The sequence below is a fragment of the Pseudomonas sp. TE3895 genome, assembly GCF_056278855.1.
Genome location: NZ_JBWBQE010000001.1, coordinates 3304252 through 3319879, shown reverse-complemented (window position 1 = coordinate 3319879; position 15628 = coordinate 3304252). Strand labels below are relative to the sequence as shown.

The window sequence follows — 15628 nt, the reverse complement described above, 5'->3', positions numbered from 1 at the left end:
GAACCCGTAACAGGTTAAAGTGGGCAACAGAAGGTCACCCGACAAGGACGATTACCATGCAAGTACGCACGCTCACCCCTGACGACCTCCCCCAGGCCTGCGCCTTGTGCATGGATGCCTTCATGCAGGCAGTCGCGCCCACGCTGTCGGCGCAAGGTATCGAGACCTTTACCCAGGTGTCAGCACCCCAGGCGTTTGCCGAGCGCATGCAAGGTGACAACCTCATGCTGGCCTGTTTTGTCGAAGGCGCTATCGCGGGGCTGATCGAGCTCAAGGAAGGCCGTCACATTGCGATGCTGTTCATTGCACCAGGCCTGCAACGCCAGGGCATAGGCAAGCGCCTGATGAACGCCGCACTGAAGCATGCCAGCGCTGAGGTGGTGACGGTAAAGGCATCACTGTCTTCTGTACCCGCCTACCAACGCTACGGATTCAGCCTGGCAGGCGACGTGGGTGAGTTTGCCGGGCTGGTGTATCAGCCGATGGAAAAGCGCCTGCCGACCCAGCCAGCGTAGGAGCAACCTGGAGTCGCGACAGGGCCGCAAAGCGGCCCTGGCAATACTCTGTCTCAGCGCGTAGCTGGCAGAAATCCGCTCGCGAGGCACCCGCCGACCCCGAACCGACCAAGGGTGTGGCGGCTTGTCAACCCGCCATCAATCGTTGCCGCTTCAGGCACCGAGTGAACACAGCACGCTTTGCAGCTTGTCTCGGGTGGTATTCGTGCACGCCTGCATGGGCTCGCGCAGCTCGTCTGCAATCAGGCTTTGCAGCTGCAATGCCGCCTTGACCACGGCCGGGTTGGGCTCGGCAAAGGCCACTTTGATCCAGGGCAGCAACTGGTAGAACGTACCACGCGCGGCGGCCCAATCACCGCTGTCAACCTGCCGCACCATGCGTACGTACAGGTCGGCGCGCACATGTGCGGAGGCTGAAATGGCCCCTGCCCCACCCAGGCACAGGTTATTGAAGATCTGCAGGTCTTCACCGGCCAGCACCTGGGCGTGGCCGTCCTCGATCAGGGCCATGGTCGTCTCGCTGTCACCACCACAGTCTTTCACCGCTGCAATGCGTGGATGGCGCACGATACGGCGCAGGGTTTCACGTTCGATGCGTACGCCAGTGCGGTAGGGAATGTCGTAGACGATCACTGGCACGCTGGCGGCATCGGCCACGGTGGCGAAGAAGGCTTCGATGCCAGCCTGCGAAGGGCGGATATAGCAAGGCGCGGGAACCAGCAGTCCGCCAATGTCACGTTGCTGGATTTCAGCCTGGAAGGCCAGCAACTCACGCAGGTTGTAACCTGACAGGCCCATCACCACCCTGCCAGGCTCCACCCAGGCCAGCACGGCATCCAGCACTGCCAGTTGCTCGGCCTTGGACAACGCCGCTGCCTCACCCGTGGTACCGCACACCACAAAACCGGCCACACCGTCTTCGAGCAGCTTCTTCACCAGCTTTTCCAGGCCTGGGAAGTCGATTTCATTGGCGCGCATTGGCGTGACGAGGGCGATCCAGATACCACGGAAATTCGACATGCAAAAACTCCTGATGTTGACCGAAAGTCAGCGTCAGCAGGGCGAAGAGTGGAAGTGGTGGCAGGGATACCTGGCGCCTTCTGTCTCGTCAGCCCACCTGACGAGACAGCGCGCCTCGGTCAGATGAGCGGCTGTTTCTTGGATTTCTTGGCAACGGCAACGCACGCGTCTGCCTGAGCGATGAAGCCCGAAGCGGAAATGGCGTGGTTGGATGTGGACATGCTGGCAAGCCCGTTGCGTAGGTATGGCTGGATAATGGTGGGGCGGCGTGCCTGGTGTCAACCCTTGGCCCGCATCGCCCCGTGCAGGCGCGCCCCTTGCAACGCAGCGATTGCCGTCACCGCCACTCGCTGTAAGGCTCCAGCGGTGTCACCGGCAGGGCCAGGTTGCCTCGCCACGGTTCGAACAGGTAGCGCAGGTAGAGCATGCCATGGCTAGGCGCATAGTCATCGCTGTGCTGCCAGTCGAAGCCGCCGCCCAGTACCCACTGGTCACTCAGGCGCCGTTCGAACAGACCGCGCAGGCGGTAGCCCAACCCGCTGCTGTCGCTGGCTTCGGTCATCGCATCGATGTTGGAGTCGACGCCATAATTCGCCAGTACCTTGCGGTTGATGTGCGCGTCCGGGTACAAGCGGCTACTGCCACTATGAGCCTGAGACCAGCTGACGGAACCTTCCAGCAGCAGCGACCAGTCGTAGTTGCGCCAGGCATAACTGACCGGCACGCCCACCGAACTGTAGCGCTGCGGGCTGTAGTAACCGCCCTGCCCCAGGCTGTAGCCGCCCAGGTCCTTGTCATGGCGCCAGTGCATCAGCGTCACGCCAACACGGACACGCTCGTCGGCCTTTTCCACCACGCGGTGGTAAAAGCCGGCCATGGCCCGGGTCCGCTGGTTGTCGGCCACGTTCTCGCCGTACAGCCAATGGTGCCCCAGGCTGGCCCACACCCCGTTGTCGCCACCTTGGTCCCAGCTCAGGCCGAGCGTGGCGCCATTGGCAGTGACCCCGCCCCAGCGCACGCCCGTCGGGCGGTCGCGTGCGCCGGCGAACGACAGCAATGAATTGCTCATCGGCCGGCGCGAGGCGGTCAGCGACCAGCCAACCTGCCCGAGGTCACCGTTGACCGTTGCGCCGCCCAGCCAGTTGTTGATTGCATAGCCCTGGGTGGTGCCCAGGTCGAACGCCCAGCGGCTGCCCTGCCAACCCAACGCCAACAGGCTACCGTTTGCAGTCTGCGATCCCCCCGTGCACGCGGGCAGTGTTTTGCCGTCAGCGGTCTGGCCAACAAACTGGCAGCTGCCGAAGTCGGGGGTGTAGCTTCCCTGATCGTTCGGCTCGAACGACCCCGCATCCATGCCAATGCGCTCTACTCGCGCAAACGCGGTGCCCTCCTGCCAAGGAGTGTCGACATGCAACAAGGTCGACTGGGTACTCAGCTCCGACGTGCCGGGCGTACCGTCATCCTCGCGCCAGCCGTAGTCATGCATCAGCGTCACATGGGTATTGCGCTGGCGATACAGGGCGTCCACATCACTGCGCAGGCTGCGGGCCAGCCAGTCGTCGCCATCCCGCTCGCGGCTGGCCAGGGTCAATGCACGGTCATCCCGTGGCGCTACGGCAGCACGGTCCAGCAACTGCGCATCAGCCATCGCTGCCGCGTAAAGGTCCAGTGCTCGTTGAGGATCATCCTGCGCCACCAGGCGGGCTGCGTCGCGCCGCAACAACGGATCGGGTCGCGTCTGCTGCGCGGCAATCCGGTCAAGCAGCCTGGCCGCCTGATCGTGTTCACCCAGCGCGGTCCACACCGCCGCCAGGCGCCGCTGGGCGTTGCCGTCATCAGCGGCAAATTGTGGCACCTTCACGCCCAGCATGTGCCGGGCCTGCTGCAGGTTGCCTTCGGCCACGGCGCTTTCCATCACCCCAAGGCGTGCATCAGGACGCCCAGGCTGCGCGACCAGCACACGCTGGTAATAGCTGCGCGCCTTGCCATGTTCGCCACGCGCGGCTGCCCAGTCAGCCAACAGCATCAAGTCGTCCGGGCTACCTTCACCACGCGCCAGGCCGGCTTCAAGCAAGGCTGTCGCCTCGGCACTGCGGCCTTGTGCCTGCAACTGCTGCGCAGAGGCCAGGGTCATACGCCGCTGAACACGCTGCTCCAGCGCGTGCATGTCCGCGCTCCAGGTCGCCTGAGGTACCGCCCTCAGACTGTCCAGAGCCAAGGCATCACGGTCGCTGGACTCCAGGAACAGGCCGTGGGCATAGCGCGTTGCCGGATCACGTGGCTGGTGCTGCACCAGCCTGGCAAATGCCGCGTCGGCCTCGCCAGTGCGCCCTTGGTGACGCAGACTGTTGGCCAGCTGATACACCAGCCAAGGCTCATCGGGAGCCAGGGCTGAAGCCTGGCCCAGCACATGGCTGGCCGTCGACCAGTCCTCGCGCTGCAGGGCTTCGTCCCCTTGCTGGCGCAGGCGCGCAAGTTCCAGGCTGCGTCGCAGGCTGGCGAACTGCGCCTGCTGCCGTGGTGGCAGGCTGTCCAGGTATGCCTGCGCCTTGCCTGGCGACTGCGCCTGGTAAACGCGCATCAAGCCACGCACGGCACTTTCGTTATCCGGCGCCATACGCCGTACCTGCAGGTACTGCCGCTCGGCAGCCGCCACATCGCCCTCGGCCAGCGAGACATCTGCCAAGCCCAGCAACGCGTATTCATCCTTTGGCCGTTGCTGGCGAGCCTGCTGGTAAAGTGCGCGCGCACCGCGCACGTCTTTCACCTCCAGGGCCCGCTCGGCTTTCTTCAGCAGGGCCCAATACTGGCTGGACGACTCCAGGTCCTTCCATTGGCTGATCCAGTAGGTGTCCTGCTCCTTGGCGCTCGCCGCGCGGAACGCCGCATGGGCGTCTTCATGGCGGCCCTGGCGCATCAACGCATAACCCAGGGCCCCATGCAGGCTGGCATCGCCCGGGTACTGGCGCAGGGCGAGGCGCAGCTGCGTTTCCGCTTCGGCATTACGGCCCTTGTCGAGCAATGCCTTACCCCGTTGACCGGCCTGCCATGCCGGGTCGGCCAGCAGCTTGCGCTGCTGTTGCAAGGTCTCGCTGGCCTGTGCCAACAACGGCGAAGCCGGGTAACGCTGAAGAAAGGCTTGCCAGGCTGCCGCGCTGGTGGCACTCACGGCTTGCCCGGACAGGTAGTCGAACTCGCGCTGGGCAGCGGCATCCCGTGCACCGGGGTCTCGCGCCAGCTGATCGAGCAGGGCCAAGGCCTCGCGGTCACGCTTTTCGGCGAACAACCAACCGGCCAGGGTCTGGCGCAGCCCGGCACTGCCCGGGTACTGCTGATCCAACCGCTGCAACTGGCGGATCGCCTCAGGGCGTTGGCCTGGCAGGTTGCCGCGCACGCGCCAGTAGTCCAGGGCCAATTCAAGGCTGGGTGGTTCGCCGGCAAACAACTGTTCGTACACCGCCAGCGCCTCTTCGTTACGGCCGGTAACCGCCAGCAGACGCGCCTGCTGCAAGCGCCGCGCAGGCGCCGGTTGTTGAAGTTCAAGCAGGCGTGCGGCCTGACGTGCTTGCAGGCTGCCAGGCGCCACGGCACTGATCCGCGCACTCAACTGCTCGGCTTCACTGCTGTTCTTCTCGCGCAATGCCAGGCTCAAGGCCGCCAGCAACACATCCGGGTTGCGCGGCTCAAGCAACTGCAAACGGCCCAGCGCATCGCGCACCAGGTCGTCACGGTGCAGCGCTTCGCCACGGCGTACCTGGTCCAGCAGCCATTGGCGCTGTTCATCGATATCCTTGGGTTGTGCATCTGCCTGGCAGGTTATTGCCGCCAGCATCAACACGCCGATCATTCGCTGCATGGCGCACTCCAGGCCGGCAACAGGCGGCCGTGCGGGTCAAAACGGTAACGGGCCTCGTCGAAGCCCTGGCCGAACAGCGCCAGCACCTGGCTGTAATACGCCTTGGCCTCGACCGGTTGTTCGCGCAAGCGCTGGCGCTGGGCCGCCAGGCCGGCCACGTGCTCTGGCGAGGCAGCAAGCAATGGCAGCAAGGCCGCAGAGAAACCTGCCGGGCCATGGCCGCGGGCTTCACCGCTGCGTGCATCCAGGTGCTCAGGAGGTAGCCCCTGGCGCTGGGTCAATGCCGCCATCGGCGCATAATGGGCGACCAGTTCGCGGCGTTGCGCCGCCCCCTCGGCCAACATGCCGACCCACAGGTACACACGAATGGCGTCATAATCACCGGCATTGCCATGTTTCGTGTCTGCCGCTGGCTTTCCGGCCGGCGTCCACAGCAACCAGTCCGGTGCAAAGCCCTTTGGCGACGATGCCAACCACAAACGCCGCGTGTTGGCCGCCAGCTCCCCCCACAAGGGGTCCACCTCGCTGAAGCGGTCGAGCAACTGCAGCGGCAGGTAGCTGGGGTTCAGGCGGGTACCCTGGGCGTCTTCGAAGCCGTAGTCACCTGGCAGCAACATCACGCCAAGGCCTGGAAGCTTGCGCACGGTCTGCGCGGCGATACGCCACAGCAGGTGCTGGCCCAGTTGCGTGTAGGCCGGCTGGTCCCACAACCGCCCTGCTTCCAGCAGGCTGTAGGCGATCCACAGATCGGCATCGCTGGCGTTGTTGGCGTCCAGCACCTGCCACTGCTGCTGCCCGTCACGGCCCCACAGCCAGGCAGGCAGATGCCGGGCCAGGTCGCCCTCGGCGAGGTTGTTGCTGGTCCAACGCAGCAACTGCGCGAAGGTTTGCCGGTCGTTGCCTACCAGGGCGAAGAACAGCGCGTAACTCTGCCCTTCCGAGGTGGTGATCAGGCGCTCGTCACTCGGGTCGATGACCCGGCCATCCACACTCACCAGCTCGGCCTTGAACCGCTCCCAGGCAGGCCATGGGCAAACCGACCCGGCATTGGCGAAAACGGGCAGGCCTAAGGCGACCAGCCCTACCAGCATCTGGCGCATCATCACCCCGCCTCACCCAAGCGGCGCTTGCCTGCCCAGCGCAGTGCCCGCCACAACAAGAAGGCGAACAGCACCACGCAAACAGCCGCGATCACCGCCAGCAACACAGGGTGCTCGGACAAGTGGAACCACAGCAGCAGCCACCACGGCAGCGCGCCCACGAAGTAGTGCTCGCCGACGAACTGGCTGCTCACGCCACTGCTGCGTACCAGCGTTACCGAACCCGCCACCGCATCGAGCTTGCCCACATCGCCAAGCACGTCGCGCAGCAATGCGTAATCGCTGTCGCTGTTGGCCAGCAAGGCCACAACACTGCGCTGCTCGTGGAACGGCGACTTCAGCCCGGTGATGGCCGCAATCGGCGCCTGGGCGCTGACCGCCACGCGGCTGCTTGCAGCCACCGGCTCAGTATCGAAACGCTGGCCACCGGGCAACGATGCGCTGCGGCCCTGCAGCAACCAGTCACGCTGGGCGCTGAGCAACAGGCCAAGGTTGGGCGCATCGCGCAGGGCCTCGGGCAGGCTGCCGATCAGCAGCAAGTCGGCGTCTGCCGCTGCGACCTGTTGCCAGTCGTCGATCAATTGCAGGCCAAGCGCCGGGTAACCGATCTGTCCGGCCAACCCGCCAACCGTGTCGAGCAAAGTGCCGACCTGCATCGCCGTAGGTTTGGCCGGCATGATGACCAGCGTCTCGGACAGGTCGGCCATGCGGCTGAACGGGAAGCCACTGCGGGCGAATGCACGCAGGTCGGGCATGGCGATGTAATGGTGGTAACCGGAAAGGTCGATGGTGGAGTTGTCGTCGATTGCTGCACGCACGTCCACCGGCAGCGAGGTCTGGCAGCGATCGCGCTGGGCGCTGCCCAGGGTGCTGGCAAAGCTGAAGTCGAAGCGCAGGCGATTGCGGTCGCCAATCTTCAGCGCCGGCACCAGCGAGTTCTCGGTCAATGCAGTGTTGTCACCGGGCAGCACTGCCAGGCGCATTTCCTCAAGGGTACCGCCGCGCCGATCATTGCCCACCAGCGGCATGCTGGTGATGTACTGATCGTTGACGCTGATGCTCAGGCGCGATTCGTCGGTCACCGCTGGCGCCGTATAGCGGTACAGGGTGCGCAGCGGAATACCCTGGTTGCGCCAAACGAACAAGTCGGGCGGCAGGTTCAGTTCCAGTGTCACCGGCCGCGGTTGCAGGCCGCTGACTTGCAGTTGCTCGGGGTAATCCAGCAGCTCGGCAAATCGAACCGGGCGGTCGGTGCGCGTCCAGTTCGGCGCATCGTAGGGCTGACGCGGTTGCAGCGCGGTCATCTGCTCCACTTTGACGCGCGCGCCGCGGAACAGATTGTTGCCGACCGCCAGCGCCGAGGCGGCCTTGATCAGGTCGTCGTCGTTACGGCCCAGCACCAGCAGCACTTTGCTGAAGCGGTCGTCCGGGTGATCGATCACCTGCAGCACGGGGCCGTCGACTGGCGGGAACTGCTGCAGATCGGCGAGGAACGCCGGGCGACGGTCGTTGCTGGCAAACACGATGCTCGGTGCAGGTTTTTCGCCACGGGCCGGCAGGTGGTTGTACAGCACAGGGAAGCTGGCCTTGCGCCAACCGGCCTGGCTGCCGAAGTAGGATGCCAGGATTGCCGCCGCACGCTGCTCGCCCAGGCTCGGCACGCCGCTGAACACCACCGGCAGCACTACCTTGCCGGTGTCGCGGGTATCGAAGAACGGCAACGGGAAATACGCCAGGTCGTTTTCCAGCACCAGCGCCTGCTCGTGCAACTGTACCTGGCTCTTGCGGTTAAGGTTAAGCCACAGGCCGCTGTGGGCCGGGTCTTCGCAGACATCGGTATAGTGCCCGACAAACTCCAGACGTACCCGGTTGAAGTCGCCGAGCAGTTTCGGGTCCAACGGCAGCTGGCGACGCACACGCTGGCCCAACTGCTCCTTTTCCACCGGAACTACACCCATCAGCTCGTCGTTGAGGTAGACGCGCAAGTGCGACAGGTTCGGCAGCAAGGCTGGCGAAGGCGTGTAGTCCAGTTGCAAGCTGGCATCGGTGGCCAGGCGATCGCGACGCAGGCCGAACTCAATATGCTCGCTGTTGCGTACCCCCAGCAGCAGGCTGTCGGACGCATGTCCAAGCTGCTCGAAGGTTTTCGCAACCTGCCAGTTTGGTACCGTGGGTGTGGGTACCGCAGGCTCGGCAAGCGGAGCTACAGAAGCAGCAGCGGCGCTCTGCGACAAGGCGGTAAACAGCGCCATCGCCAGGCCCCAGGTACGCGCGGGATAACCAGTCATCATGCGTCTCGATCAACAGGGTTCATGGAAGGGATTGCCCGCGGTGTGCGGGGCCAGTAGCTGGCCAGCCACAGCGCCAGCGAACGCAACGGGCGCAACCACGCCCGCAGCCATGGCGGCATGTGCTCGACCAGGCGCACGTAACCGACGCCACCCAGCTTCAACACATCGATCAGGCTGCGCAGCGGGCGCTCGACCTCGTGCTGCTCGTTCCAGCCAAGCCAGGCATCGGCGCGGGCAAAGGTGCAGTGGACCAGGTCGATACGCTGCTGCAGGGCGAGGTCGCGGAACACCAGGCCCACGTGTTGCCCGACGGTACGGGTGACGCACGCCTGGAAGGCGAACTCGCGCTGGCCGCGGTTGAGCAGCAGGCGTACCTGCTCCCCCGGTTTCAACTCCAGACCGGGCTGTACCTGCAGGCCGATACCGCCGTCGGAGTAGTCGACCAGGGTGCAGGGGTAGGCATGACCGCTGGCCAGCATCAGCCCCGCCGGCAAGCGCATCTGCACCCGATGGGCGCGGCGCACCTGGCGCACTTCGGCGGCCACCGCAACTGCGGCACCGATGATCAGCAGGTTGTAGATCACCCACAGCGAGCTGACGATCACCGTGCCGATTTCTGCCGTCGGGCCAGTGACCAGGCGCCACACCGCAAAGCCCAGGCCCACCACGTTGAGCGCGGCCAGCCACAGGTAAGGCTGGGCGATGCGCCAGTCGAACTGTTCCTGCTCCATCAGGCCGCCCTTGGCGGTGACGTTGAACGTGCCTTTTTTCGGCGCGAACAGCGCCACCGTGGTCGGGCGGGCGATGTACCAGGCCAGTACGGTCTCGTAGACCTCGCCCCAGAAGGTTTGTCGGTACTTGCCCTGCATCCGCGAGTTGGTCAGGCTGGCGTGGATCATGTGTGGCAGCACGTACAGCAGAATCATCAATGCCGGTGCGTAGATGATGTAGGCATGCAGCAACAGGAACGCCAGTGGCGCCGTCAGGAACACCAGCCGCGGCAGGCCGGCCAGGAAGTGCAGCATCGCGTTGGCGTAGCACACCCGCTGGAACAGGCTAAGGCCACGCCCGAACAGCGGGTTGTCGGTGCGGAAGATCTGCACCATGCCACGGGCCCAGCGAATGCGCTGGCCGATGTGCGCCGACAGGCTTTCGGTGGCCAGGCCCGCGGCCTGCGGAATACTCAGATAGGCTGACGTCCACCCTTGGCGATGCAGGCGCAGGGCGGTGTGGGCATCTTCGGTCACGGTCTCGACAGCAAAACCACCGATGCTTTCCAGCGCAGTGCGGCGCAGCACGGCACACGAGCCGCAGAAAAACGCCGCGTTCCACATATCGTTGCCGTCCTGGATCAGGCCGTAGAACAGCTCCCCTTCGTTGGGGCGGCGGCGGAACGAGCCGAGGTTGCGCTCGAACGGGTCAGGCGAGAAGAAATGGTGCGGTGTCTGCACCAGCGCCAGTTTAGCGTCCTTGAGGAACCAGCCCACGGTCAGTTGCAGGAAGGAGCGCACCGGCACATGGTCGCAGTCGAAGATGGCGATCAACTCGCTGTCGGTGACGCCCAGCGCATGGTTGAGGTTGCCGGCCTTGGCATGCTTGCTGTCGGGCCGCACGATATACCCTACCCCGACTTCGTCGGCAAAGGCACGAAACGTGTCGCGGCGGCCATCATCGAGGATATAGATGCGCAGGCACTCGCGTGGCCAGTCCAGACCCAGCGCGGCCATTACCGTGGTGCGCACCACTGACAGGTCTTCGTTGTAGGTGGGGATCAGCAAATCGACGGTTGGCCAGTGCCTGGCGTTGGCCGGGAGGTTTGCCGGCTTGCGCTGCAATGGCCAGCTGGTCTGGATGTAACCCAGGATCAGCACGAACCACGAATAGGTTTCTGCCGCCAACAGGATCACCCCGAATACCAAGTCGGTGGTGTCGTTCCAGTTCAGGGTCGAGGTGTAGCGCCACCACAGATAGCGGCACGAGATGATGGTCGACAGCACGATCAGCATCAGGGTCGGGAAACGCCCCGGCATGTGTCGCACCAGCAGGGCGATGACCAGCAGCAGGCAGATGAACATCAGTTGCGCCAGATAGCCGAACGGTTCCGTCACGCACAGCAGGGCGAGGCTGAGGGCGAATACCGTCAGCACGCTATAGAACGCCCGCCGGGCAAACACGCTCAGGCCGCGCAGGCGTGCCGAGGCCTGGTGCTTGAAAACACTGGCGCGGTAGCGCGCGGGTACCTGTTGCAATGCATCGATCAGCAGGCCGCGGTAGTGGCGCGCCACCCCGCCTGCCGCCCGCAGGTGCATGCGCACAGCGCCCAACGCGCGGCGGCCAGGCCCTGCTGTACGTGCCTGCGGTTGGCGCCACAGCAACAACCACAGGCTCTGGATCAACAGACGCAGCGGGTCACCCAGGGTTGGGCGCTTGCCCGCCAGCTGCGGGTACAGGCGTTGGCGCTCGGCCAGCAGCGCCTGCCAGGCGGGTGACTCCAGGCGCAGAAACAGGAAGGCCAGCCACACGCCGAGGGTGAACAGCCACGCGACCGGCAGACGCGCGCCACGGACAGTGAACCAGGTATAGGCCGACAGAGGGGTCAGGGTCACGGCTGGCGCCTCGTCAGACAGCGCACCGCCAGGCTTTGCACATCCCGGCAGGCCAGGCTCTGCGGTGCGTAAAGACCCAGGGGAGCCTTGTACGCCAGCGCTTCGAGGAAGGCTTCGTCGCGATGGACCACCTGGATCGGCAAGCGATCACGAAACAGGTCACGCCAAACCATCAACAGGTCGCTCTGCAAGCGGCTGGCCGGGTCGTAGCGGTTGACCAGCAGCATGTCGAAGTGCTCGAGCGGGCGTCGCCCGAGCAGCAGGTGGCTAGCCATTTCGGCTTCTGCCACCAGTACCCGTACATCAGTCTCGATGCCATTGCCGGCGGTATCGCCCGGCAATTGCGGCAGGTCGTACAACAGCCAGTCGAAATGCTCGGCCAGCTCGACCTGGCGAGCGCGCCATGACTGCGCATCGGGCACACGGTGCTGCGCACCGCCAGGCAGGTTGCCGTACGGCAGCAGGCACAGGCCATCGAGCACCTCGTACACGGCATCGCTGAACGGCCGCCCTTCCCGCTCGGCCAGCGCCCAGCCCTCGGACGTATCCAGCGGCAGGTTGAAGTGCAGCCCGAGCAAGTTGCTTGGGCACAGGTCAATCAGCAGCACCCGCTCGCCCACGCCCTGCAGCGCGTAGCCCAATGCAGCCAGCAAGGCGCTGCGCCCCAGGCCTCCGCGTACCCCATGCAATGCCAGGCTGGTCATGGCGCGACCCTCTCGCGCAGGGTGACAGCTGCGTACAGCGCTTCGTCGCTGCTGGCCTTGCAGCTTTCACCCAGCAATGGCCAGCGCTGCAGGGCCTGCTGAACGCCCACCAGCATCGAGATGTCCTGGTAGTTCAGCTCTGGCATGTCCAGGTGCTGACGCAACTGGGCAATATCGTCGCTGCGGTCGGACGGGTCTGACTTGCCAGTGATCATGGGCGCTCCTTCGGAATGGGCTGCCAGTCAGGCTGGCCTTGCAGGCGCATGTAGGCACGGCCCTGGTAATTCAGCACCTGTGCGCCAGAGGTTTCGGCAACCTGCTCGGTGGTTGGCAGGTCGGTCAGCAGGCCGGGCACATCCAGCACCTGCTGCTGGCCGAGGCCCGCATACACACGCGAGATCAGCTCGGACAACGCCAGGTAGCTGGTGGCAGCTGTGACCCGCAGCGGCTCGTTGCGGGCAGGCTGGCCCATGCCGATGAACTTCAGGCCGACCGGCACATGGGTAATCGACGGCGTGGGAATTTCGCGCATGCCAGACAACTGCATGCGGTCACCATGCAACGCGGCCCCATGCTCAGGGACAATGGCCACCACTACCCGGCGGCCACTGCGCTCCAGTTCGTCAAGGAAGGTGCCAAGCTCGCCAAACAGGCGATTGGCGCGGGTGGCATAGTCGGCCACGCGGGTACCGCCGTCGGCAGTGACGATACGGTTGCCGTCATGCAGGCTGATGCTGTTGTAGAACAGTGACACATGCTCGTCCGGGGTACCTTTGCGTTGCCCCCACCAACGGTGCAGGACATCCAGGTCACTGGCAATCGGCGAGCCGTCGAAGCCCACCAGCGCCCGTGGGAAGTCGGTATTGCGCATGCCGGGTTGCGGCATGTGCTGTTGGGTAATGTCGCCGATGAAGTTGTCGAACCGGCCGCTGTGGTTGAGCAAGGTGTTGCTCTGGAAACCCAGCCGGGCCAGGTTCTGGAACAACAGGCACTGCTCCGGAGCCGGTTGGTACAGGCCAGTGTGCGACGACTGTCCGCAGCTGGCACGCAGCACACGGATGGCGGCCGGGCCGCTGTAGGAGGTCGCCGAGTTGAACTGGTCGAAGATCACGTCCATGCGCGACAACAGCGGGTTGTCCCGCAGCCCCACGGCAGACAGATCCTCCCAGGCCAGCGAGCAGATGTTGATTACCAGCAGGTCGAACGGTTGCTCATCGGCATTCACGGCCGGGAACGCCGTCACCCGCTCGCGCTCACTGGCGAAGAAGCGCTCAAGCCAGCTGTCGAGCGTGGCATTGTCGGCTACTGCAGTGGCTGGCGCGGGTTCGGCTGCGGTGCGCGCCGCCACGCCGGGCGCCTGGCTTGCACCCAGCAACGGCAAGCCGCCGACCGACAGCCATGCCAACCCCAGCAGGCTCAGGGTGCTCAGGCGCAGCCAATGGCGTAGGTACAGGTAACCCACCAGCAACATTGCCAGCGCCCCCAGCAGGTTCCAGTTGATGAAGCGGCCCAGCAGCTCGAGCAGATAGTCCCACGAGAAGTCCAGCACCCCCGGCTGCGCCAGCAAGCGGCTGAAGGGTGGCAGCCAGGTGTCCTGGTAGAAAAGCGCGATACCGATTGGCACCGCCAGCAGTTGCCGGGCAATACGCAGCCACTGGCCCGGCAAAGGGATAAGCAGAAACGCAGCAAACAACAGGTTCGGCAGCGCCTGGAAGTCGAGCATGCCAAGTGCGACCAGCAGAAACTTTGCAAAAAAATAGAGGTTCCACCCTCCCAGTCCAGGCCAGCGGGCCAGTACCGGGAGGGTGATGGTGGTATTAGTCATTCTGGGGTTCCTGGCGTGCAGCGCGGCGGCGTACGCCCAGCGGTTTCAGGTAACGGGGGGGAAGGCGACGGCGCAACACGCCACGTAATGCCGAACACAGGCGCACTAGCAACAAGGCCAGGCCCAGCGTGACGAGTGCGGTAATGCCGACCACCTGCAGCAGTTGCACGAAGTTCATGCGCCACCCCGCTTGGCCAGGCCAACCTTGCGCGGTGCCAGTGCCGACCATGCCTGTGCAGGCAGTTGCGCCGCCGTGTCGCTGCGGGGTGGCTGCGGTAGGTTGCTGTCGAGGAAAGCCGGAGTGGCCAGGCTGTCGACACCGGCAAGCACCTCCTGGCTGATGAACAGCTCTTTCCATGACAGCTGGAAGATGTGGTCAAGCGCCTGCTCGACCCCTTCCGAGCGGCAAGCGAACAGGAACAGGAACAGCACCTCGCCAACCACGCAGGCAATGTCGCCATCACGGCGGAATACCGTACGCGAGCAAGCCTGCAGCGGGGTCAGGCCGGGCGCCGGACGCAACACCAGCAACTGGTGGACGATTTCGCCGTTGCGCACCCCGTGCCACATGCTTTGCACAGCCTCGGCGAACGCCCGTGGCGCTACCAACCCACAGATGGCCAGCGGCCGCAGGCGTGCCAGCAAGGCATCGAAGTCGGTTGGCAGGTGTCGACGCCAGACGTAACCCTGGATGCTCTCGACCATGGTCAGGAAGCGTGACAAGCTGGCACCGAACGGCACGATCTGGCTGGCACCACAAGCCAGCAGCAACTGTTCGTCTTGATAACGCAGGGTCGGCGCCATTTCGCGCACCACCAGCTTCAAGGCGTTGCCACGCGACTGCCGCAGGTGGTGCAGTTGGCGCGCCAGGCTATCCAGACGCTGCCCACCGTCCATGGCAAAGATCACCGTGGCAGACACCGCCCGGCTGGCTTTGCCCCCCAGTTCCTCAAAGCTTTCGCAGACCTGCCAGTGTTCAGAGAAGGCTGGCGCGCCTTCCAGTACCGGGCGCTGGGCCAGGCACAGCAACTCGTCGCCACCGGTGTCGCTGGGTGCCTGAGGCGTGGCAGCAACGGCAAACCCCGCGCTCAGCCGAGTCAGCTCCATGTCCCGGGTGGCTGCTTTGCCAAGCGGGTTGCTCCAGAAATGCTGCAGGTAGCGCACCCCACCTTTGCCGCGGTACACCTGCCCCAGGCCGTCGAGGCACTGGTTGAAAACGCGCAGGCGCTCGACCAAGGCGGTGCTCTGTCCCCCACTGACGACCAGCAGCAACGCCGCTTCAGCCAACAACGCCGGGCGCAGCGCATTGCACCAGTGCTCGACTTCGGTATCCGCCCAGGCGTGTGCCGGTGCCAGCAGCACCAGCACACGCCCACGGGCATCAAGACGAGGCAGGTCTTCAACCAGATAACGGGTGGCTTGCGAGTTGGCCTCATACAACGCGAGCTCGGCCGGGCCGCGCGTTGCGTCGAGCGCACCCAGCACGTCATCCATGGCTTGCGCATCGGCGATCAGGGCTGCCCTGGCATTATCGGGCATGCCTTCGACCACCTGGCGGCATAGCAAGGAGGCGTCTTCGGCGGCGTCACAGGCTAACCAGTACAGTCCTTGTTGATGAAGCTGGCTGCTCTCGACGCTCAGGCCGGAAATCGCCAACAACTGCATTCCATTAGTCAAAACACTGGCTCTACAAAAGGTAAATTGAAACGGT

The 15628-nt window shown here is 64.7% G+C and carries 11 protein-coding genes; 1 reads left to right on the top strand and 10 read right to left on the bottom strand.

Features of this window, described 5'->3' with window-relative positions; genetic code table 11:
• Positions 1 to 56: 56 nt before the first annotated feature.
• Positions 57 to 515: a GNAT family N-acetyltransferase gene (locus ACZ889_RS14885; protein WP_476257514.1), complete on the top strand. Its 459-nt coding sequence runs from the start codon at positions 57 to 59 to the stop codon at positions 513 to 515.
• Positions 516 to 668: 153 nt separating this feature from the next.
• Here the strand turns inward: ACZ889_RS14885 and dapA are convergent, their stop codons facing one another.
• The 10 genes from dapA to ACZ889_RS14835 form a co-directional block, all read right to left on the bottom strand.
• Entirely contained in the window at positions 669 to 1535 is an 867-nt protein-coding gene (gene dapA, locus ACZ889_RS14880) for a 4-hydroxy-tetrahydrodipicolinate synthase (protein ID WP_239607430.1), read from the bottom strand.
• 337 nt (positions 1536 to 1872) lie between these two features.
• Positions 1873 to 5391 carry a cellulose synthase complex outer membrane protein BcsC gene (gene bcsC, locus ACZ889_RS14875; RefSeq protein WP_476257513.1) on the bottom strand — a complete coding sequence of 1173 codons (3519 nt, stop codon included), beginning with the start codon at positions 5389 to 5391 and terminating at the stop codon, positions 1873 to 1875.
• Entirely contained in the window at positions 5379 to 6494 is a 1116-nt protein-coding gene (gene bcsZ / locus ACZ889_RS14870) for a cellulose synthase complex periplasmic endoglucanase BcsZ (RefSeq protein WP_014859243.1), read from the bottom strand. The genes bcsC and bcsZ overlap by 13 nt, the downstream gene beginning before the upstream one ends.
• The gene (bcsB, locus tag ACZ889_RS14865) at positions 6494 to 8782 is read right to left on the bottom strand and encodes a cellulose biosynthesis cyclic di-GMP-binding regulatory protein BcsB (protein WP_180688292.1); all 2289 of its coding nucleotides are present in this window, start codon (positions 8780 to 8782) and stop codon (positions 6494 to 6496) included. The genes bcsZ and bcsB overlap by 1 nt, the downstream gene beginning before the upstream one ends.
• Positions 8779 to 11388, bottom strand: coding sequence for a UDP-forming cellulose synthase catalytic subunit (bcsA, locus tag ACZ889_RS14860; protein WP_476257512.1), 2610 nt, complete (start codon positions 11386 to 11388; stop codon positions 8779 to 8781). Before bcsA ends, bcsB begins: the two co-directional genes overlap by 4 nt.
• Positions 11385 to 12092, bottom strand: coding sequence for a cellulose biosynthesis protein BcsQ (gene bcsQ, locus ACZ889_RS14855; RefSeq protein WP_180688293.1), 708 nt, complete (start codon positions 12090 to 12092; stop codon positions 11385 to 11387). The genes bcsA and bcsQ overlap by 4 nt, the downstream gene beginning before the upstream one ends.
• A complete protein-coding gene (gene bcsR / locus ACZ889_RS14850) occupies positions 12089 to 12307 on the bottom strand; it encodes a cellulose biosynthesis protein BcsR (RefSeq protein WP_014859246.1) in 219 nt (72 codons plus the stop codon). Before bcsR ends, bcsQ begins: the two co-directional genes overlap by 4 nt.
• The gene (gene bcsG / locus ACZ889_RS14845; protein WP_180688294.1) at positions 12304 to 13917 is read right to left on the bottom strand and encodes a cellulose biosynthesis protein BcsG; all 1614 of its coding nucleotides are present in this window, start codon (positions 13915 to 13917) and stop codon (positions 12304 to 12306) included. The genes bcsR and bcsG overlap by 4 nt, the downstream gene beginning before the upstream one ends.
• Entirely contained in the window at positions 13910 to 14095 is a 186-nt protein-coding gene (gene bcsF, locus ACZ889_RS14840) for a cellulose biosynthesis protein BcsF (protein WP_010953551.1), read from the bottom strand. Before bcsF ends, bcsG begins: the two co-directional genes overlap by 8 nt.
• On the bottom strand, positions 14092 to 15582 hold the full coding sequence (locus ACZ889_RS14835; RefSeq protein ID WP_017148281.1) for a BcsE family c-di-GMP-binding protein: 1491 nt from the start codon (positions 15580 to 15582) through the stop codon (positions 14092 to 14094). The genes bcsF and ACZ889_RS14835 overlap by 4 nt, the downstream gene beginning before the upstream one ends.
• Positions 15583 to 15628 lie beyond the last annotated feature (46 nt).

What these genes read in the sequence shown, in the direction of transcription:
- dapA (WP_239607430.1), bottom strand. Translation starts at nt 1,535, where the DNA reads ATGTCGAATTTCCGTGGTATCTGGATCGCCCTCGTCACGCCAATGCGC.
- bcsC (WP_476257513.1), bottom strand. Translation starts at nt 5,391, where the DNA reads ATGCAGCGAATGATCGGCGTGTTGATGCTGGCGGCAATAACCTGCCAG.
- bcsZ (WP_014859243.1), bottom strand. Translation starts at nt 6,494, where the DNA reads ATGATGCGCCAGATGCTGGTAGGGCTGGTCGCCTTAGGCCTGCCCGTT.
- bcsF (WP_010953551.1), bottom strand. Translation starts at nt 14,095, where the DNA reads ATGAACTTCGTGCAACTGCTGCAGGTGGTCGGCATTACCGCACTCGTC.
- bcsB (WP_180688292.1), bottom strand. Translation starts at nt 8,782, where the DNA reads ATGATGACTGGTTATCCCGCGCGTACCTGGGGCCTGGCGATGGCGCTG.
- bcsG (WP_180688294.1), bottom strand. Translation starts at nt 13,917, where the DNA reads ATGACTAATACCACCATCACCCTCCCGGTACTGGCCCGCTGGCCTGGA.
- ACZ889_RS14885 (WP_476257514.1), top strand. Translation starts at nt 57, where the DNA reads ATGCAAGTACGCACGCTCACCCCTGACGACCTCCCCCAGGCCTGCGCC.
- ACZ889_RS14835 (WP_017148281.1), bottom strand. Translation starts at nt 15,582, where the DNA reads ATGCAGTTGTTGGCGATTTCCGGCCTGAGCGTCGAGAGCAGCCAGCTT.
- bcsR (WP_014859246.1), bottom strand. Translation starts at nt 12,307, where the DNA reads ATGATCACTGGCAAGTCAGACCCGTCCGACCGCAGCGACGATATTGCC.
- bcsQ (WP_180688293.1), bottom strand. Translation starts at nt 12,092, where the DNA reads ATGACCAGCCTGGCATTGCATGGGGTACGCGGAGGCCTGGGGCGCAGC.